The 18,100-nt window shown below is 60.7% G+C and carries 16 protein-coding genes and 1 tRNA gene; 12 read left to right on the top strand and 5 right to left on the bottom strand.

Annotation, left to right across the window (positions count from 1 at the left end):
* The first annotated feature begins 627 nt into the window (after window positions 1–627).
* From GBJ34_RS11125 to GBJ34_RS11115, 3 genes are all read left to right on the top strand, one after another.
* Window positions 628–3,012, top strand: a complete 2,385-nt coding sequence (locus tag GBJ34_RS11125; RefSeq protein ID WP_151719334.1) for an AAA family ATPase — start codon at window positions 628–630, stop codon at window positions 3,010–3,012.
* Between the two features lie 162 nt (window positions 3,013–3,174).
* Window positions 3,175–3,702, top strand: coding sequence for a terminase small subunit (locus GBJ34_RS11120; protein ID WP_192931196.1), 528 nt, complete (start codon window positions 3,175–3,177; stop codon window positions 3,700–3,702).
* Window positions 3,692–5,449: a phage terminase large subunit family protein gene (locus GBJ34_RS11115; protein ID WP_151719332.1), complete on the top strand. Its 1,758-nt coding sequence runs from the start codon at window positions 3,692–3,694 to the stop codon at window positions 5,447–5,449. The genes GBJ34_RS11120 and GBJ34_RS11115 overlap by 11 nt, the downstream gene beginning before the upstream one ends.
* A gap of 261 nt (window positions 5,450–5,710) precedes the next feature.
* Here the strand turns inward: GBJ34_RS11115 and GBJ34_RS11110 are convergent, their stop codons facing one another.
* Window positions 5,711–6,205: a hypothetical protein gene (locus tag GBJ34_RS11110; RefSeq protein ID WP_151719331.1), complete on the bottom strand. Its 495-nt coding sequence runs from the start codon at window positions 6,203–6,205 to the stop codon at window positions 5,711–5,713.
* Window positions 6,206–6,801: 596 nt separating this feature from the next.
* Here GBJ34_RS11110 and GBJ34_RS11105 point away from each other — a divergent pair.
* The 8 genes from GBJ34_RS11105 (at window position 6,802) to GBJ34_RS11065 (ending at window position 12,923) form a co-directional block, all read left to right on the top strand.
* On the top strand, window positions 6,802–7,347 hold the full coding sequence (locus GBJ34_RS11105; protein WP_151719330.1) for a hypothetical protein: 546 nt from the start codon (window positions 6,802–6,804) through the stop codon (window positions 7,345–7,347).
* 5 nt (window positions 7,348–7,352) lie between these two features.
* Entirely contained in the window at window positions 7,353–8,720 is a 1,368-nt protein-coding gene (locus GBJ34_RS11100; RefSeq protein WP_151719329.1) for a phage portal protein, read from the top strand.
* Window positions 8,717–10,564: a prohead protease/major capsid protein fusion protein gene (locus tag GBJ34_RS11095; protein ID WP_151719328.1), complete on the top strand. Its 1,848-nt coding sequence runs from the start codon at window positions 8,717–8,719 to the stop codon at window positions 10,562–10,564. The genes GBJ34_RS11100 and GBJ34_RS11095 overlap by 4 nt, the downstream gene beginning before the upstream one ends.
* A complete protein-coding gene (locus GBJ34_RS11090) occupies window positions 10,564–10,779 on the top strand; it encodes a phage head-tail joining protein (protein ID WP_151719327.1) in 216 nt (71 codons plus the stop codon). The genes GBJ34_RS11095 and GBJ34_RS11090 overlap by 1 nt, the downstream gene beginning before the upstream one ends.
* 3 nt (window positions 10,780–10,782) lie before the next feature.
* Complete coding sequence (locus GBJ34_RS11085) at window positions 10,783–11,109, top strand: DUF2190 family protein (RefSeq protein WP_151719326.1); 327 nt, start codon at window positions 10,783–10,785, stop codon at window positions 11,107–11,109.
* A gap of 3 nt (window positions 11,110–11,112) precedes the next feature.
* On the top strand, window positions 11,113–11,445 hold the full coding sequence (locus GBJ34_RS11080; protein WP_151719325.1) for a hypothetical protein: 333 nt from the start codon (window positions 11,113–11,115) through the stop codon (window positions 11,443–11,445).
* Window positions 11,442–11,630 carry a hypothetical protein gene (locus tag GBJ34_RS11075; protein ID WP_151719324.1) on the top strand — a complete coding sequence of 63 codons (189 nt, stop codon included), beginning with the start codon at window positions 11,442–11,444 and terminating at the stop codon, window positions 11,628–11,630. Before GBJ34_RS11080 ends, GBJ34_RS11075 begins: the two co-directional genes overlap by 4 nt.
* Before the next feature lie 246 nt (window positions 11,631–11,876).
* Entirely contained in the window at window positions 11,877–12,923 is a 1,047-nt protein-coding gene (locus tag GBJ34_RS11065) for a tyrosine-type recombinase/integrase (protein WP_151719322.1), read from the top strand.
* A gap of 80 nt (window positions 12,924–13,003) precedes the next feature.
* On the opposite strand, the gene GBJ34_RS11060 is transcribed toward GBJ34_RS11065, so the two are convergent.
* Window positions 13,004–13,093 (bottom strand) — tRNA-Ser (locus GBJ34_RS11060).
* A gap of 78 nt (window positions 13,094–13,171) precedes the next feature.
* Entirely contained in the window at window positions 13,172–13,531 is a 360-nt protein-coding gene (locus GBJ34_RS11055; protein ID WP_151719321.1) for a hypothetical protein, read from the bottom strand.
* Between the two features lie 181 nt (window positions 13,532–13,712).
* Here GBJ34_RS11055 and GBJ34_RS11050 point away from each other — a divergent pair, with 181 nt between their 5' ends.
* Window positions 13,713–14,513: a helix-turn-helix domain-containing protein gene (locus GBJ34_RS11050; RefSeq protein WP_151719320.1), complete on the top strand. Its 801-nt coding sequence runs from the start codon at window positions 13,713–13,715 to the stop codon at window positions 14,511–14,513.
* A gap of 111 nt (window positions 14,514–14,624) precedes the next feature.
* Here the strand turns inward: GBJ34_RS11050 and GBJ34_RS11045 are convergent, their stop codons facing one another.
* Window positions 14,625–15,356: an alanyl-tRNA editing protein gene (locus tag GBJ34_RS11045; protein WP_151719319.1), complete on the bottom strand. Its 732-nt coding sequence runs from the start codon at window positions 15,354–15,356 to the stop codon at window positions 14,625–14,627.
* A complete protein-coding gene (locus GBJ34_RS11040) occupies window positions 15,353–18,097 on the bottom strand; it encodes a DUF3772 domain-containing protein (protein ID WP_192931195.1) in 2,745 nt (914 codons plus the stop codon). Before GBJ34_RS11040 ends, GBJ34_RS11045 begins: the two co-directional genes overlap by 4 nt.
* Between the last annotated feature and the right edge of the window lie 3 nt (window positions 18,098–18,100).

Below are 18,100 nucleotides of genomic sequence, written 5' to 3'. Positions count from 1 at the left end.
TCAATGCACTCGGCACTGCCGAGATCGAACGCGTGGCCTGAACCCAACGGGGAAAGGGGCGCGTCTAGCCGCAGCCGGACTTCTGCAACAATGCCCATGTGATCCACCGGCTGTTTGTCGCCCTGTCACAGCTGGTACACATCTCAGCGACGGATGTCACCCAATCACCAGCGTCATGTCATCCCATGTTCTCACTTGGCCTCGGCATGAAGAAACATCGGGAATCGGGCTGTCATGCTGCGCGGCCATGGCCCGCACTTTGGTCATCATGCCATCATTGGCTGTGCGCTAGGGTAAGCCATCATGACGCTTCAGGGGGGGCAGGCATGAGGCTTTGCAAGATTCACCTGCATGGCAGTCATGACTCAAGCCACATGTATCTGCATATTGTTGCAGTCAATAGCAACCAATCGCATTTATAAAGGCGGGTTGGTTGGCGGGTTGCGACTGCCAATCCACAATTACTTCAACAATTTCAATGATATGTGGCGGACAGAGAGGGTGTGGCAGACATGAGTGAAATCAATCGCTTGCATTGTCAAACGGCCCAAAACCGTTTCGTTGTTTTCCAAGGGATTATCTTGCGTTTGTCAAACCGCTTGCGGGGCCTCAACAGAGGACTCGCACATGGATATGCGACACGACGACTTCGAAGACCTGCTAGGCGGGACGCCTAGAAACGAAAAGAGCCGCGCGGCTGGACCCCGCAACGGCTCTGAATTCGACAAGGAAAGCATCCCTTCCCAAGAATATACTGCAAGCGCGCCTGTTTCGCAAGAAGCGGATGACCTTGACGACCTGCTGGGCGGCACCCCAGCCTCTGCATTGGACTTGCCTCTTCCCGTCTCGATCTTCGATGATGTGAAGGCGTCAAGAATGGACCGCAGGCGCGTCACCCTGCGCCAGCTTTCAGCACAGATCACCAGCGCCAGGGCAGAACGCAAAGACGGGTTGCCGCTGTTGAAGCTGGCACGGTTCGGTGATCTGCGGAAACCCAAGAAGGACGGCAGCCCCGGCCACTGTCTTCGCTGGGACGAAAACATGCTGAGCGCCACGGGGATCGAAGGCGACTATGACGCCGGGCAAGTGTCGATGGAAAGCGCCGCCGCTATGCTGGAAGCCGCAGGCATCGCGGCACTGCTTTACACCAGCACCCACCACACCCCCGAAGAACCCCGCTGGCGTGTGCTCTGCCCGCTGGCCGCCGAGGTCAGCCGCGCGGATCGTGAAGCCCTTTGCGCCCGTCTTAACGGGGCGTTGGGCGGCATCCTTGGCGAAGAGTCGTTCAAGCCCTCGCAATCCTATTACTTCGGCGAAGCGGCCTTGCGCGATGAGAGGAAAGGCGGTGGGCGGGCGCATCCTCTCGAAACTCTGCTGATCAACGGTAAGCCGCTCGACAAGGTGGCAGGCGTCAAGCCGATCTTTGCCCGCGATCATGGCGACGATCTGGACGATCTGCTTGGGGGCAGCACTTCGACGGGGCGCAAAGGTCAGGGCAAGACAGGCAAGCCGTGGTCCGTGATCCTCTCAGCACTTTGGGCAATCCCCAACGGGCCAGAGGTGCCGAAGGCTTGGAAGCCCTTCAGTGATATTGCGATGGCGCTGCATGAAGAGTCGGAAGGGTCAAAGGCTGGTTTTGCCGCGTTCAATGCTTGGGCCGCACAACATCCCTCCTATGATCGCAAGGAATGCTGGGACAGATGGAAAAGCTTCCGCCCCGGTGAAGCTGGCAATATCGGCGGCGGCACGATCATTACCGAAGCCAAGAAGCACGGCTGGCTTGATCCATCTGAACCGGATCACACGCTGGGTTTTGATGACCTTGGCGAAGAGGAAGCGGCACCAGAGGCCAAAGACGACAAGCCCGCGTCCCGCCTGACCTTCCTGTCACCCGCACAATGCGCAACCGTTCAAACTCGCAGCTATCTTATAAAGGGGATGCTGGCAGAGCGTGACGTTGCTTGCGTGTTCGGTGCCCCCGGTGCGGGCAAGTCGCTGCTGACGCCCTTCTTGGGCTATGCTGTGGCGCAAGGGCGGGAAGCATTCGGAATGCGGACGAAGCCGGGCGCGGTGTTCTATGTCGCTGCCGAGGATGAACACGGGATGCGCGGGCGTGTTCGCGCCTTACAGCAAGCCCACGGCGAGGCGGACCAGTTCTTTCTTGTCGGTGGCGTGTCGAACCTGCTGGCAGCCGACTCCCCAGACCTGAAAGACCTTGCGCGGGCAGTGAAGGCACAACGCCCCAAGTTGATCGTCATTGACACCCTCGCAATGGCGTTCCCTGGCCTGGAAGAAAACAGCGCCGATGCGATGGGGCGCGTTGTTGCCGTGGCCCGTGCTCTGACGAAATGGGGCGCGGCTGTCATTCTGGTTCACCACGACACGAAGGCAGAAGGCGGCACACCGCGCGGGCACTCTCTACTGAACGGTGCGCTGGATGTGGCGTTGCATGTGAAGAAAGACGAGTCCGGCGTGATCCGAGGCAAGCTGACCAAAAACCGCAACGGCACTTGTGATCGTGACATTGCTTTCCGCATCGCAATTGAAGATGGCGGCGCTGATGAAGATGGCGATCAGATCACCTTGCCGCGTTGCGAGGAATTGAATTCAGCCCTAGCGCCCGAGGCAGTGAGGGTAACGCCCTCCGAGCGCGCGGTGCTCGATCTGATCCACACTTCAGGCGGCGAAGTATCCGAAGCGGATCTGCGCAAGCTGTGTATCGACGGGCGCAAGATTTCCCCTTCGGACAATCCGGACAGCCGCAGGAAGGCGACGGACAGAGCATTGAAAGGTCTCGTCCAGAAAGGCGCGGTGATCTTCGAAAATGCTCTGTATCGCATCTTCGACGATAGCTGCGACGATTTCGATGATCTTGGCCCGGACAATTCGGACAATGTCCGGACAAATCCCGGAATGTCCAAGATGGCAAAGCGTCGAAATCCGGACGGACACGGACACACTCCTTTAGGAGTGTCCGGTTGTCCGGACGATGCGGATGAAGGAGTCCTGTAATGAAAGGCAGAAAGATGCGCTGTATCGCAAAGGATTGGGCTGACGTGAAAACGTTCGATCCTATCGCAACTTCGGGTCCTTCCCCCCGCCACCGCCGTGCGGGGCACGCTGAGCCGCAGCTTGTTCCTCTTCACACGATTTTTTCGAATTGGGATTCCGCGCATGTATGATGATCTTGACGATCTTCTGGGCGGCAGTGGGCCACAAAAGCCGGATTCCGCCCTTCCCCTCGAACTGGACGAAAGAGGCATGGCCGCGCTCACCCGGCTTTCCCTGCCGCAGGTTCGCACCAAAGCGCGGGAAGGCTTGTTCGTTCGCAGCGGACGCGGGCGCTATGACGTGGCCGAAAGCATCGGGCGCTATATCGAGCAACTGCGCTCTGTCGCTTCTCGCTCTGGCGGGCGTCCTGCTGCTGGCGGTGATACCGATGATCTTAGGGCCGAAAAGCTGCGGCTCACACGCGCCCAAGCCGACAAAGAAGAGGCGCGCGTTGCCCGTGAGCGTGGCGAGTTGGTGCCTGCCGATGCCGTCAGCCGTGAATGGGCGGGCATCCTGCGTGATCTGCGCAACGCCTTACTTGCGGTTCCATCCCGTTGCGGGGCGGGCCTGCCGCATCTGACCAGCACCGACATTGCGACCCTCGACCGGGAAATCCGCACCGCTTTGGAGGGCGTGGCACATGGGAATTGAAATCGTCCGCAACAAAGCCCTGCAAGCATTGCTGCCGCCGCCGAACGTGCCGCTTGCTGACTGGATCGAGTCCAGCGTCTACATTCCCGCCAGCGCGTCAGCCCTGCCGGGCAGAATGCAGCTTTGGCCTTTCCAGCGTGGCTGGTGCGAGGCAATCGAAGATCCCGAGATCGAGCGTATTACGATTTTGAAGGGGGCACGGATTGGCTACACGCAATGGCTCAGCGCCACGCTGGCCCATTTCGTCGCCAATGCGCCCGCGCCGATCATCGCCTTGCAGCCCACTGCCGACGATGCGCGGGATTTCAGCGTTGAACTGGAATCCTTGTTCGACGCATCGCCCGCCCTGCGCGGCCTGCTGTCAGATGATGCCGACGAGTCCGGGCGCAGCACAATGCTAGCGCGGCGATTTCCTGGCGGCAGTCTGAAATTCCTTGCTGCGAAATCACCCCGTAACCTGCGCCGTCACACCACGCGCTTTCTGGCAATGGATGAGATCGACGGCTACGAAACCACCCAAGAGGGCGACCCGATTAAGCTGGCCGAGATGCGGACTCTTACGTTCCGCGACCGCAAAATTTTGGCAGGCTCGACTCCTGTATTCGATTTCGGGCCGATCAGCCGCCTTTATTCAGAGTCAGATCGCCGGATCTTCGAATGCCTCTGCCCCTCATGCGGTGAATACAGCGAAATCACTTGGGCCTCGATCCAATGGAAAGAAAACGACCCGGATTCGGCACATTGGGTTTGCCCTATCGCGGGCTGTGTCGTGGAAGAGCGGTTCAAGCCGCAGATGGTCGCGCAAGGCCGTTGGCGGGCCACTGCGCCCGAGGTGAAGGGCCATGCTGGCTTTGCCGTGAATTGCCTGATCAGCCCACACCATAATGCCCGATGGGGCGAGCTAGCGGCGGAATTCCTGTTGGCTAAGCGCGCGCCCGAGACGCTGCAAGTGTTCACAAACACCATTCTGGGCCAGCCTTGGAAGACGGAAGGCGAGGATTTTGACGAACACGAATTGTTCGCACGGCGCGAAGCCTTCAGTCTGGACAACCTGCCGCATGAGATCCTTTGGATCACGGCAGGAGCCGACTGTCAGGATGACCGCCTGGAAATCGTGCTGATGGGCCACACGGAAACGGATTGGCTTGTGCTCGATCATCGCGTTTTCTGGGGGCCAATCGACGGCGAGACGATCTGGCAGGAACTCGACTCCCTGCTGAAAGAGACGTGGCAGCACCCGAACGGCGGCACGATCAGGATTGACGCCTGCGCGGTGGACTCGTCTGACGGCGGGCACCTTGAAACCGTCATGGGTTTCTGTCGCCCCCGGTTCGGGCGGCGTGTCGTGCCAATCAAGGGCGTTGCAGGATTCTCGCGTCCGATCTTCCAGAGATCCGGCACCAAGGGCCAGCACCTTTGGATTGTGGGCGTCGATGCCGCGAAATCCGCGCTGTTTGCCCGTGTCGGGCGCAATCAGGGCATCCGTTTCGGTGAAGCCTTGCAGCCGATCTTCTTTGAACAACTGGCCTCTGAGCGGCGTGTGGTGCGCTATGTGCGCGGCAAGCCGGAAGCCCGGTTCGAGCGGATCAAAGGCAAACGGGCAGAAACGCTTGACGCCAGCGTGTATGCGCTGGCCGTGCGTAACCTGATCGGGCAGAGTGTTGACAGGCGGGCCGAAGAACTTGCGAGTCAGGCGGCACCGAAGCGACCGCCTGTCGTGATTAAAAGCAAATGGCTAGGAGGGTGAGGTGAGCGACATAGCACGAGGGAACCAAGTAAGAGTAAAGGGAACTACTAGCCCAGTTTACTGTGTTGCGTCTGTCTTGAACGGTGAAGCTGCTTGTGTTCTGCCGGGACAGAAAACTGGGAAAGGAATTCCAGTCGAGAATTTAGAGCAAGTCCCACCTCTTGGGCCGATGAATGTATGGGTGTAGCACATTTTGTTTCCGCCCCCGCAAGCCTAGTAGGCAAGCATTAAGTCTAGACCTGCCTTCAATAGCCGGAATAATCAATCCGCCGAAATGTCTTTCGATGAGCTATTTCCGACTAGTTCATTTAGACCATCTATCGGGTCCACCCCAAACAGTGCGGATGCAATCGTTAGAATTATCAGTACAAATGTGGTAATAAGAGATGCAGTCAGACCAGAAAGCATCTGTTTTGCAAAGGAGCCAGCACCCGAAATCTTAGCGGTAGCTGCTTCAATTCTCGCAGTGATAGCTTCTTTTTCAATATCTGGTTTTACTTCTTCAACCATCTGGTCTGCGAAAGCGATAATCAGGTTCTGAGCATTTTGCCGATATAGTTGAAGTTGGCCGTCAGTGGAAACAGCACTGGCAAAAGCATCATCATCCGCAGTTTTTGGATCACTACCATGTGTTTTGCGGTAATTCTCCGCCCAGTCACGCTTGTGCTTTTTATACAGAGCGTATGCGACTAGGGATTCAATATCATCACTGTCCGCGCAAAGGCGGTCAAAAATTGGATTTCCTCTACCAGCCAATTTAAATCCCTATTTCTATGCAGGCTTCTTGTTCTGAGTGAGGGCCTTCGCAGCAGCCTTCTTCGCGGACATATACGTATCACGTTTGATGGTTACGACTTTCACACCGGACGGAGAGTTGCGAACCTCGAAATTCCCGGTTCCAGCATGCCGAGCACTAGACTGCACGCGAAAAAATATCTTCCCGGACTTCATCTTCATCACTCCTCTAGTTCGCCCACTATACCAACTCCCAAGATCTAGTCCAGTTCACTAAAGTTTGCTGGAAGGGGCGCACTTTGGATCTGCACACACGGAAACGCCCCCGGCTAACCCAAACCGGGGGCGTTCCTGCTGGCCGCAACACGGGAGGACGAACCGCTGCCAGCTTACCCGCGCTCAACCGACTGATGAGCATTAACTATCAGACGCGCGGGATTTGAATTCTTGGTGGAGGGGGCGACCGGAGCCGCCCCGCCCTGTGTCGCAAGGAGGAACTATGGAACCCACTTCTGGGATGAGGCCTTCATAGCATAGCGGATTTAACAATTCTACAGGAATCTTCAGTGTTGAATTGTCAATTCCGATCTGATAGATTGCGGGGGAAGGAGATGCCCATGCCCCAGACACGCTATACCCTGCGCGACATTTCGGACCTGATCGCCACCGTCGAAAAACGCCCTGAGGAACCCATCTTCAACCAACTGAAGGGCTTGGCAGGTCGCGGCATCTTGCAACCCATCCCAGACCACTACGGGAAAAAGGGTGCCCTGCTTTTTCCAGAGAAAGAGGTTTACCGCGCGCGCATGTTGCTTGCCGCGCTCGACCGAAATCTTGCCTCTGGCGAACTCGCGAAGTTCGATGCACAGATGAGGTTCGAAGCGCAAGACGTTGCCGCTATCTACAGCTTTGATGCTGCCGCCTCCGATCTGCTTGCCGCGTATGAAAGCCCGGAAAAGGCTAGAACGTGGGTTTTCGAAGTTGGCTATGTTCGCATCGACGGAGTCCTTGGTTTTAGTGGCCACTGGATTGTGAACAATCGCCGCCGCGCTGTTGATCCCGATTGGACGGAGTTGCGCCACGGCTTCGAAGGGGTCACGACCTTCCCGTTCACCAATCTTCTCGCACCTATTATGGGCGCAATTCGGCGTTCGGAAGGCTGACCTTCATGGGCCTACTGTCTCGCCTCTTCACCCGCGACACGCCTGCACCGCGTACTGCCGCCGTCCGTATGCTGGAAGGCGCTAGCGGCAAGCGCTGGTCCGCCACCCCGGCTTTCGGCGCAACTGGTGCCGAAGTGCTGGCAGGCGCGTCTCAGGTGCGCGGGCGGGCACGGCATTTGCGGCATAATGATCCCACGGCGGGCAATGCTGCTGAGATCCTGAAAACCGCCCTTGTCGGCTATGGACCAACCGCCGCCACCTTGGGCGATGATGACACGCGCGAAGAGCAAGACGCTGCTTTCAGCGAGTGGGCAGAGGCCAATCAATTCGGCGCTCTGCTCGCAGAAGTGGCTGACGCACTGGTGACGGATGGCGAAAGCCTTCTCATCCTGCGCACCGATGCGGAAGGGGCGTTGCGGTTGCAGCATGTCCCTGCCGAGCAACTGGACGAAGCCTATACCCTCGAACTGGGCGAAGGCCGCTACATCGCGGCGGGCATCGAATACGATAGCGACGATCTGCCCGTTGCTTATCACTTCCGCCCCGCGCGTCCGACTGATCAATTCCAGACCTTCCGCGCCCCGGTGCGCGTTGAAGCTGCGGACGTGATCCACCTCTTCCGCCGCCTTGGCGCTGCCCAGACTCGAGGCCTGTCGTGGTTTGCCTCTACCATTCTGCCTTTGAACGAACTGAGCCATCTTCTCGACGCGCTGCAAGTCAACGCAAAGATCCAATCCATGATGGCCGGTTTCGTGATCGACCAGAACGGCACTGGCCCCAATCCTTTCGATCAGGGCGAAGGCGGCAATCCGTTGGATCTGAGCCTTGAGCCGGGCGTCATGCGCGTTCTGCCGCAGGGCTGGGACGTGCGTTTCAGCACCCCGCAACAGATGAGCCAGGCGGTTGATCTGGTGGCCGTCAGCCTGCGCCAGATCGCTGCGGGCTTGCAGATCCCCGAGTTCCTGCTGTCGGGCGATATGCGGGGCGTGAACTATTCCAGCGCCCGCACGGCTCTGGTGCAGTTCCGCGCGCATATTGAGGCGATCCAGCACACGTTGCTGGTGCCTGCACTCAATCGCATCTGGGCACGGTGGCAACTTTTGGAATCCTTGCGCGGCTCGAACACCGCCGATCCTGCGGCCAAGGCCGAATGGCATTTCCCGAAACCGCAATGGGTTGACCCGGAATCCGATGCCAAGGCTACCCGCGAAATGCTCGATATGGGCCTGATCAGTCGCCGTATGGCCGTGGCTCAGCTTGGCTATGACGTGGCCCAGGTTGATGCCGAGATTGCCGCAGATCGCAGCCGCGAGTCCGGCCTTGGTCTCCCAGCTAATCAACATTCAGTTGAACAAAAGGGCAGTAAAGCATGAACAAACCGCTTCACCGTCTGACTGGCAATCCGGCGAAAGCCGCGATCATCACCGCGCCCAAGCTGACCGCGAACCCGGACAAGGCCCAATACACGCGCGAAACCGGCAGAGGCCCGCTCGATACCACATCGGGCGACCGGCTTTTCCGTTCCATGCCGCGCGTTGGTGATCTGGATGAGGCCAGCCGCGAATTCCGTGCTGTCGTCGCCACGGCGACTCCGGTGCAGAGGCGTGACGCTAAGGGGCCATTCCTCGAAATCCTCGATCCCGCCGGGCTGGAATTCAGCGATAGCGACGACTTCCCGCTGTTGACTGATCACCGCCAAGCCGCCCGCGAAACTGTCGGGCGGGCATCTGGCCTTGTGATCGACGGCCCCAGCGTCAGCGCAACGCTACGCCTTGGGCAAGCGGATGACATCGAACCGATTTTCCAGCGCGTGAAGGATGGCGTCATTCGCCACGTCAGCGCCGGATACCAAGTTCTCGCATGGCGCGAGAGCCGAAACCCTGACGGCACAAGGACCAAGACCGCCACCAGATGGCGGCTTTTGGAGGTCAGCCTTGTGCCAGTGCCTGCCGACCGAAACGCAATCATTCAACGGAGTGCAGAAATGCCCTTTGATCTTGAGACTCGCGCTGCGCTGATTGAAACGCTGCGCTCTGCCTGCAATCTGCCCGATACCTGGGGCGAGAACCTGGCCGAAGAGGCTGTGACGGAAGATGAGGTGCGCGAGGCTGCACGGGAAGCCATGCTGACCCGTCAGGCCCCGAAAGTCAGCATCCGCCGCGATCATACCGACCCGGCCCAGATCCAGACTCGCGCTGCCGATGCTCTGGCCTTCCGCATGGCTGGCGGTGATCTGCCCGAGGCCAGCCGCGAATTCGTCAACATGTCGATGCGCGATCTTGCTGCCGATTGCCTGACCCGTGCGGGCGTTTCGGTGCGCGGCATGTCTGGGGATGAGGTATTTGCCCGCGCGCATGGCACCAGTGACTTCCCGCTTCTGGTCAGCAACGCGATGGGCAAGGTTGCCGCCCAAGCCTATCAGGCAGCGGAATCGCCCCTGAAGGCTCTGGCCCGTCAGCGCACCTTGCCGAACTTCAAGGAGTCCACTTCGATCCGTCTGGGCGAGATGGGCCGTCTTCAAGAGATGACCGAACATGGCGAGTTCAAGCACACCAGCCGGGCCGAGGCAGGCGAAAGCATGTCGCTGAAAACCTTTGGCCGCGCGATCAATGTCAGCCGCAAGCTGCTGATCGACGACGATCTGGGCCTGTTGGGCGACATGACCGCCGCAATGGGTCAGGCAGCGGCTCAGACCGAAGCCGAAGAAATGGTGGCGCTGCTGACCAGCAATCCCAATCTGTCGGACGGCACGGCAGTTTTCGCGGCTGGTCGCGGCAACCTCGCCACGGGCGCTGGCTCTGTCTTGTCGGAAACCTCCCTGTCGGCAGCGCGCAAGCACATGCGCACGGTGAAGGGCCTCGACGGCAAAACGATCATCGACGCCCAGCCGAAATTCCTGATCGTCTCGCCCGATCTGGAAACGGCAGCCGAAAAGCTGCTGGCCTCGATCTATGCCACCAAGTCGGATGACGTGGCGGTGTTCTCGGGCAAGCTGTCGCTTGTCGTGGAGCCGCGTCTGACCGGCAACGCATGGTATCTGCTGGCTGATCCGGCCCGCGTGGCCTCGCTGCAATACGGCTACCTCTCTGCCGCTCAGGGCGTCCAGATCCAACGCCAGGAGGCCTGGGACACGCTGGGGCTGAAATACCGCGCATGGCTCGACTTCGGCTGCGGCTGGCTCGACTGGCGCGGCGCATACCGGGCTGCGGGGGCGTAATGTCCAGCGTGCAAAGCCTGCGGGAACACCGCGAAAAGCTACAGGATGCCCGGTTCTCGGGCGTCCGCACCTTCACCGATAGCAACGGCGAGTCTGTGACCTATCGCAGCCAATCCGAGATCGAGCGGGCAATTGCCGCGATCGACTCCGAAATCTTCAACCTTCAGCGGGGGCGCAATGCGCTGATCCGCCTGCAATCCAGCAAGGGACTGTAAATCATGAAGAAATTTGCTCAACGCGGTGACACGATCACCATTCCGGCCCCGGCTGCTGTCGCTTCCGGCTTTCCTGTGATCGCTGGTGCAATCGTCGGCATCGCGTCCGGTGATGCTGCCAGTGGTGCCGCCGTCGATGTGGCAACCGTGGGCGTGTTCGATCTGCCCAAGGTCTCTGCCAATACCTTCGCCCTTGGTGCCGCCGTCTACTGGGATGCTACCGCCGAACTGGCGACCAGCACCGCCACCAGCAACACCAAACTGGGCGTGGCCGTTGCTGCGGCTGCCGCCTCGACCGCAACCGTAACCGTCCGCCTGTCGGGCTTCTGACCCATGCCCAGGCTGCTTGCCTTCCATACGATCCTGCTGCCGGGCGATGTTGTTATCACGCGCGGCCAGTCCTTCGAAGCCACGGCACAGCAAGCGGCTCAGCTTATCGGGCTGAAGGCTGCCCGTGAGGTGAAGCTGTCGGATCTAAAGATTGCCAAGCTGCCGAAGGCACTTGAAATCGCCCTCGACGCGGGAACGCCAGCTTTCTGGAATGTTCGCGCCGGGGGCGTGGTCGCGGAAGCGACCGCTACGCCTTCCATCGGGATCGTGGCGGCAACTGCGCCAACCTCAACACACAAGGTCCAAGTCGGACTCTTCAAGGATTCACAGAGATGACAAAACTCTACGCAAAGCATCAGATCCTCATGCCCGAGGACGTGATTGTTCCGGCTAAAGCGGTGTTTGACGCCACCCCGGTGCAGGCCAAGCAGTTCGACAAGCTGGGCGCAGCCCGGCCCGCCACTGCTGCCGAGGTCAAGGCGGCGGAAGCTGCTGAAGCCGCAAAGAACGGCGTTATCTGAACCGATGCAAACGCAAGTTCGCCCCTTCACACCGATTGCACCGCCGACTCGGCGGGGGCTGTCGCGTGTGGAGGCGGCGGACTACATCGGCATCAGCCCCACGACCTTTGACAAGATGGTGATCGCTGGCGAGATGCCCAGCCCCAAGCGCGTTGGGACCCGTAAAATCTGGGACGTGCGCGCTTTGGACTTGGCATTCGATAGGCTTCCGGGTGACGATTCCGGCTCTGACAGTGCAACAGACAGTTGGAGCGACATGTGAAACTCATGAATAAACCACCCAAATACTGCCAAGGATTCGAAGACAGATACGGAAATGCGCGCTGGTATTACCGCCGACCGGGTTTCCCCCGCCTGGCGCTGCCGGGCCTGCCTTGGACCCCCGAATTCATGGCTGCCTATGAGAAGGCCGCGAATGGCGAGAAGGTCGAAGTCGGAAAGACTCTGACAGTGCAGGGCAGCATCTCTGCGCTTGTCGTCAGCTTCTACAAGACCAGCGACTTCAAGGGGCTGAGCGATTCCACAAAGGCGACATACCGGGGCATCATCGAACGCTTCCGGGCCGATCACGGGCACCGCCTTGTGAAAGAGATGCAGCGCGAACACGTCCAGAAGATCGTCGCTAAGAAGTCAGACACGCCCGCAGCCGCGAACAACATGCTGCGGATGATCCATCTCTTGATGCGCCATGCTGTCGAAAGTGGCTGGCGGCGCGATGATCCGACCCAAGGCGTCCGCAAGGTGCGCAACAAATCCGAAGGCTTCCTGACTTGGGAAGAGGACCACATCGCGGCCTTCGAAGCGCATCACAAACCCGGCAGCCGTGCGCACCTCGCACTGGCGCTTTTGCTCTACACGGGCCAGCGCCGCAGTGACGTGGTGCGGATGGGGCGGCAGCACGTCCGCAGCGGAATCCTTTCCATCACGCAACAGAAGACCAAGCAGGACGTGCATATTCCGTTGCATAGCGAGTTGCGGGCGATCCTTGACGCGCTGCCGCTCGACAATCTCAGCTTCCTGATGACCGCTCAGGGCAGGCCGTTTTCCCCGGCAGGCTTTACGAACTGGTTTAGGGATATGGTGCGCGAAGCGGGCTTGCCCGATGGGCTTTCGCCGCATGGGCTGCGCAAGGCCACCTGCCGCCGACTGGCAGAAGCCGGATGCACCCCGCACCAGATTATGGCTATCTCGGGCCATAAGTCGCTTGCCGAAGTGACCCGTTACACGGTTGCGGCAGGCCGGAAAGAACTCGCTGCGCAGGGAATGCTTGCGCTCGAACGTAAAGAAGGGTGACTATCAACTGTCAAACCTTCTAAGATAGTTTGACAAACCGCCTCGCAAGCGACTGACAGACAACAGAAATTTTAAGGTAATGGCGGACAGAGAGGGATTCGAACCCTCGAGACGGTTCCCCGCCTACACACTTTCCAGGCGTGCGCCTTCGACCACTCGGCCACCTGTCCGTGCCCGCCGTTTAGCGCGATCTGTCAGCCGGTGCAAGGGCTTGTTGATCGCGCCAGGGACGGATTTCGGACCTTGCCTCACGCGGCGGCGATGGCGCGGGTGCGGCCTTTCAGTTCATTGGCAATCTCGGGAAAATAGCCGGGTTCGACCATTTTCAGGCTCCGACACCGGCGAATTGCGCTGTCACTCATCAAAGCCACTTCCACCAGATCGCCGGCTTCGACGCAAACCCGCGTCAGCCCGCGTGGGGCACCGTCATAATGCGCAAGATCCCGATGATCGGCGCACCAAACGATCGCACGCCCCGTCTCACGGCAGCTCCAGATCACGACGCCCAACATCTCACTACTCCTGTCATTCGCGGCACTTGCCTGAACAAGCCTGTTTTCCTGCGTCAGCAGCGCCCAATTCCGATTTATGCACAGGCCGAACGACATCGCATGTGCTTTTCCGCATCAGAGGGAATGGACAAGGCTACGATTTTGTAGCAAGCATGACGCTAACTAGCGTCACCCCTTTGTCGCGGCGACCTCATTTCAAGGTCTCAACGACCGGATTTGGGGCCGCGTCCACAATGCCGACATCCGACAGACATTGCCACAAACGCCGGACCCGCCCATGAACCGCCCCGCCATGTCCCCGACCGAAATTCGGGCAATCTTCGGGCAGAACCTGCGCCAGCTTTGCGAGCAGGGGCATTCGGTGACCACGATCTGCCGCGAGATCGGCATCAACCGCACCCAGTTCAATCGCTATCTGGCGGGAGAATCCTTCCCGCGTCCAGACATCCTTGCAAAAATCTGCAGCCATTTCGGGGTCGATGCCCGAATCCTGCTGGAGCCGCTGGACGAGTTGAACCGCACCCTGCCCGACCCGGTCCTGATGGAATTGCGGGACAAGCTCTTGATTGGGCGCACCCGGCCGGTCGATGCGGATATCCTGCCGGACGCCATGTATCGATTCTGGCGCAAGTCATTCATGTTTCAGGGAAAAATAGTCACGAACCTTGCGCTGATCCGCACACAGGGCGAGGTCACGCTGTTCAAGGGCTTTGAGGAAAACCTGCTGGCCAAGCAGGAAAACCCCAATGCGCGGCGCTTTCCGCGCCTGCCCTATTTCGGCCTGGTGCGCCAGCATGTCGACGGGGTGTCAATTTATTGTCAGGATCGGCAGAACCAGTCGAATATCAACTTTTTTGAATTCGGGCTGGAGGGAAATATGCGATTCTATCCGGGATTCTCGCTGCTGGTGCGGCGGCGGATGGATGGGATGAACCGCATGACGGCGGCGGTGCTGGAGCGGCTGCCCAACGACCCGGCCCATTGGCGCAGCGTCGTGCGCGAGGAAACCCTGCGCGATATGTCCGCCGCACCGCCATTGGTGCAGCGGGCACTCGCGCGGATCCCGGACGGGCTGTGAGCTTTTCGGGCTGACGCCAATGCGCGTCATCTGCCCTATGTGACGCGAAAGCGCGTCACCCGTTTGAAAACGGTTGCACATCGCATTTTGCCTAAATTTTAGGCAAATTCATCACTCCACGAGCGAGAGCACGACACGACGATTCTGTCGGCCCTTCTTCTCGATCTTGCTGATCTCGACATGACCGATCTCGCCGGTGCGGGCGACATGCGTGCCGCCGCAGGGTTGCAGGTCGATTGGATGCGCCGGATCGCCAATCCGCACCAGCCGGATGCGGCCTTGCCCCGCAGGCGGAGCCACCGACAGCGTTTTCACCAAGCCGGGATTGGCTGCCAGTTCATCCTCGGAAATCCACAGATCGCTTACCGCGAGATCGCGATCGATCAGACTGTGCAAGGCGGCATTCAAGGCGGCGATATCACCGGGCGGTTCCGGCATGTCGAAATCAAGCCGTCCACGCTCCGCCCCGATCTGGCCGCCGGTCACCGGCAGCGGGATCACCACCGACAGAAGATGCAGCGCGGTGTGCATCCGCATATGGCGGTGACGGCGTTCCCAATCCAGATGCTGGGTGACCTGCGCGCCGATGGGCGGCAGCGCCTTCGGCTCCGAGGGCACCAGGGCGATATGGCCCCCATCGGCCTTCACGGCGGTGGCAATGTCGATCACCCCGCCCGCCCATTCCAGGCGGCCGCTGTCACCAGGCTGGCCACCCGCCGTCGCGTAGAACAGAGTAGCATCCAGCAACAGCCCCCCCTCGGGCGTATGGCCCAGCACTTGCGCCGGGGCGCTGCGCGTATAGGCATCCTCGCGGAACAGCTGGCGCAAAGGTGCATCGGTCATCGTTCGGTCTCATCATCCAGAGGGTCACCGGGTTCGGTGGGGCGGCTCGGGGCTGGGCTGTCGGTGGGCTCGGCGGGATCGCTGGATTTGCTTTCGCGTGCAGGGGCCATCCGCGCCAGCTCATCGGGCGAGGCCAGGCGCATCGCCTCCAGCACGGTTGCCACATCCTCGACCCGGCTGGGCGAGGAACTGGGCGTGCCGCTCAACAAGATCCCCTCGGCGATGAAGCGTTCCACCACGCGGTGATTGACCTCGCTGCGCACCTGCGCCGCGAAATTCACATCGCGGATCAACATGCGGATCTCGAAATTGAGCGAATCCGCCGCCATGCCGACCAGGTAGACGCTTGGCATCGGGTTGAGCAGCGCCAGCGGCTGCGCCTCGGCAATCTCGCGCAGGATCTCGGTCACCTTGCGGGTATCCTGCCCGAATTTCACCGAGATCGGCACCACGACCCGCCCAGTCAGGCTGAACCGCGTCCAGTTGGTGACGCGCTGGCTGACCAGATCGCCATTGGGCACGATGATGTCAGAGCGGTCAAAGGTCTGGATCCGGGTGGAGCGCACCGAGATCGACTGCACGATGCCCGAGACATTGCCGACCTCGATCCAGTCGCCCTCGGACACCGGGCGCTCGATCAGCAGGATGATACCCGAGACAAAGTTCTGCACGATGTTCTGCAGACCGAAACCGATGCCGACCGTCAGCGCCGAGGCGACGATGGCAAGGCCCGAAAGGTTGATCCCTGCCGCCGAGACCGCGACGATGACCGCCAGGAAGATCCCGACATAGCCGGTGCCGGAGACGATGGCATTGCGCCCGCCCTGATCCAGCCGGGTTTTGGGCAGGATGGAGCTGCGCAGCGCCCCCTGGAACAGCCGTGTCGCCCCATAGCCCAGAATGAACAGGATCAGGAAATACAGAAAGTTGGAGGGCGAGATGCGGGTTTCCCCCAGCATGAACCCTTCGGTAAATCGGTTCCACAGCTCGCCCAGATCCTCGACCCGCGCGCCCCAGAGCAACGCGAACAGGGGCAGCGAGGCCAGCGTCAGCAGGAACCCCGCCAGGACCGGCAAAAGGCCCTGCCCCTCTTCCTCGGCCCCCTCGCCCAGCACGGCGCGCCAGATGTCGCTGATCAGCTGCACCAATACCAGCAGCAGGCCCACCAGCATCAACGACGATCCGGCCGGGAAGATCAGCGCCTGCGCGGCGGTGGTATAGCCGACCGCCCCCAAAAGCGGACCGACCACCGCAATGGCGATCAGCAGCTTGCCGATGATGCGGATCACCCCGTCGCGAAAGCCCGCCGCCTCGCCGCGCGGCTCACCGGGGGCGAAGGCGCGGTTGATCAAGTGGCCAAACCGCCAGAGCAGCAGCGCCATGATCAGGATATTGATCAGCGCCAGCACCGGCACCGCGGCTTCGGCCACCAGACGCACCGGGAACAACGCCTCGCGCACCACCTCCGCGCCTTGGGTCAACCCGATCAAGGTAACCAGAAAGCGCGCCTCGCTGCGCACCTGCTCAGGCAGCCCCAATGGCCCGGCATTCTCGTCACCCTTGGGGAAGATGCGCCCGCCCAGCCAATAGGCCATGAACAGCGCGAATCCGGCCGGGAAAAGCGATGTCAGCACCTGAATGCCAAGCCAGCCCGGCAGTTCGGTGATACGCAGCGCGACCGAAATCAGCAGCACCCCCGCCGTCGGCACCACGATCTGGCCAAGGGACGCGACAAAGGACCAGACCCTGCGCCAGCGCGCCGCATCTGCGCCCCGGTTCAGCCAGTTGGAAAAGGTCTCGATCCAGCGCCGTCCCCGAAAGATCAGCACCAGCGCGATCAGCACCATGATGATCGCGCCGGGCAGAACGTCGAAGAATTTTGTCCGCCGCGCCTCGGAGCGCCAATTGGTCGCAACCTCGACCCAAAGCGCACGCGAGCTGTTGCCGACCGCCGTTGCGGCCTCGCCCCAGTTGGCGGGGTTGGCAGGTGTCGGCCAGAGTTTCAGCAATTGCGCGGTCTGACGTTCGCGCATTTCCTTGTCGATCTCGGAAATCAGGCCCGCCGCGCGGCGATAGCCCTCATCAGCCGCCTTGCCCGGTGCCTCGGCCTTTTGCAGCTGGTCGTTCAACTGCTTGCGGCGATCGGCAATCTCGGGTGCTTCTTCGGTGCCGTCGGTCGGCGCGGCACCAAGTGCGGTGATCTGATCCCGCAGGCTTTGAATCCGGCTGGCATTGGTGCTTTGCGCCGCCTGCAGCTTCGATCGCCAGTCGACCAGCTGGCCACGCAGCAGTTCCAGCCCGCTATTGGAGGCCTGGCCTTCGGTGATCGTGCGTTCGGCCCGCGTGGCCAATGCTTCCCAGGCCGCGTAATCGGGCCCATCCCCGCTCGCCGGTGTGACCGAGATGGATTTGGTGGTGCTGCGCGAGGGGGTGGTATGGCTTTTTGTCAGCCCGCCCCCCGTTGCGCCCGCCCCAGTCGCCGCCACACCCCCAGTATCGCCGGTTCCGGGCCGCGCCGTCGCCCCGTTCGGGGTGATGGTGGCTCCGCCAAGGGGCGCATCGGCAACTGGAGGCCTGTCAGCGGGCGGCTTGTCAGCCTGAGGCTGGGCGGGTGCCTCGACGGGTGATGTCGCCTGCGCCAGCGCAGGCCCCGCGCCCTGCCCGCCCAAGGACAGGCCAAGGGCAAGCACAAGGCAAAGCGGACGCCAAAGCGCGCGGGCGGCGGGCAGGAACGCGGCCATGTT

This window comes from Gemmobacter serpentinus, from assembly GCF_008973825.1.
In the GTDB taxonomy this organism is placed as follows: Bacteria; Pseudomonadota; Alphaproteobacteria; order Rhodobacterales; family Rhodobacteraceae; genus Gemmobacter; species Gemmobacter serpentinus.
The sequence above is the reverse complement of the archived record's forward strand: the minus strand, read 5'-3'. Positions and strand labels throughout refer to the sequence as shown.

Coding starts and splice junctions, on each gene's coding strand:
- GBJ34_RS11085 (WP_151719326.1), top strand. CDS start 10,783: ATGAAGAAATTTGCTCAACGCGGTGACACGATCACCATTCCGGCCCCG.
- GBJ34_RS11075 (WP_151719324.1), top strand. CDS start 11,442: ATGACAAAACTCTACGCAAAGCATCAGATCCTCATGCCCGAGGACGTG.
- GBJ34_RS11120 (WP_192931196.1), top strand. CDS start 3,175: ATGTATGATGATCTTGACGATCTTCTGGGCGGCAGTGGGCCACAAAAG.
- GBJ34_RS11055 (WP_151719321.1), bottom strand. CDS start 13,531: ATGTCGTTCGGCCTGTGCATAAATCGGAATTGGGCGCTGCTGACGCAG.
- GBJ34_RS11115 (WP_151719332.1), top strand. CDS start 3,692: ATGGGAATTGAAATCGTCCGCAACAAAGCCCTGCAAGCATTGCTGCCG.
- GBJ34_RS11080 (WP_151719325.1), top strand. CDS start 11,113: ATGCCCAGGCTGCTTGCCTTCCATACGATCCTGCTGCCGGGCGATGTT.
- GBJ34_RS11090 (WP_151719327.1), top strand. CDS start 10,564: ATGTCCAGCGTGCAAAGCCTGCGGGAACACCGCGAAAAGCTACAGGAT.
- GBJ34_RS11095 (WP_151719328.1), top strand. CDS start 8,717: ATGAACAAACCGCTTCACCGTCTGACTGGCAATCCGGCGAAAGCCGCG.
- GBJ34_RS11050 (WP_151719320.1), top strand. CDS start 13,713: ATGAACCGCCCCGCCATGTCCCCGACCGAAATTCGGGCAATCTTCGGG.
- GBJ34_RS11125 (WP_151719334.1), top strand. CDS start 628: ATGGATATGCGACACGACGACTTCGAAGACCTGCTAGGCGGGACGCCT.
- GBJ34_RS11040 (WP_192931195.1), bottom strand. CDS start 18,097: ATGGCCGCGTTCCTGCCCGCCGCCCGCGCGCTTTGGCGTCCGCTTTGC.
- GBJ34_RS11105 (WP_151719330.1), top strand. CDS start 6,802: ATGCCCCAGACACGCTATACCCTGCGCGACATTTCGGACCTGATCGCC.
- GBJ34_RS11045 (WP_151719319.1), bottom strand. CDS start 15,356: ATGACCGATGCACCTTTGCGCCAGCTGTTCCGCGAGGATGCCTATACG.
- GBJ34_RS11100 (WP_151719329.1), top strand. CDS start 7,353: ATGGGCCTACTGTCTCGCCTCTTCACCCGCGACACGCCTGCACCGCGT.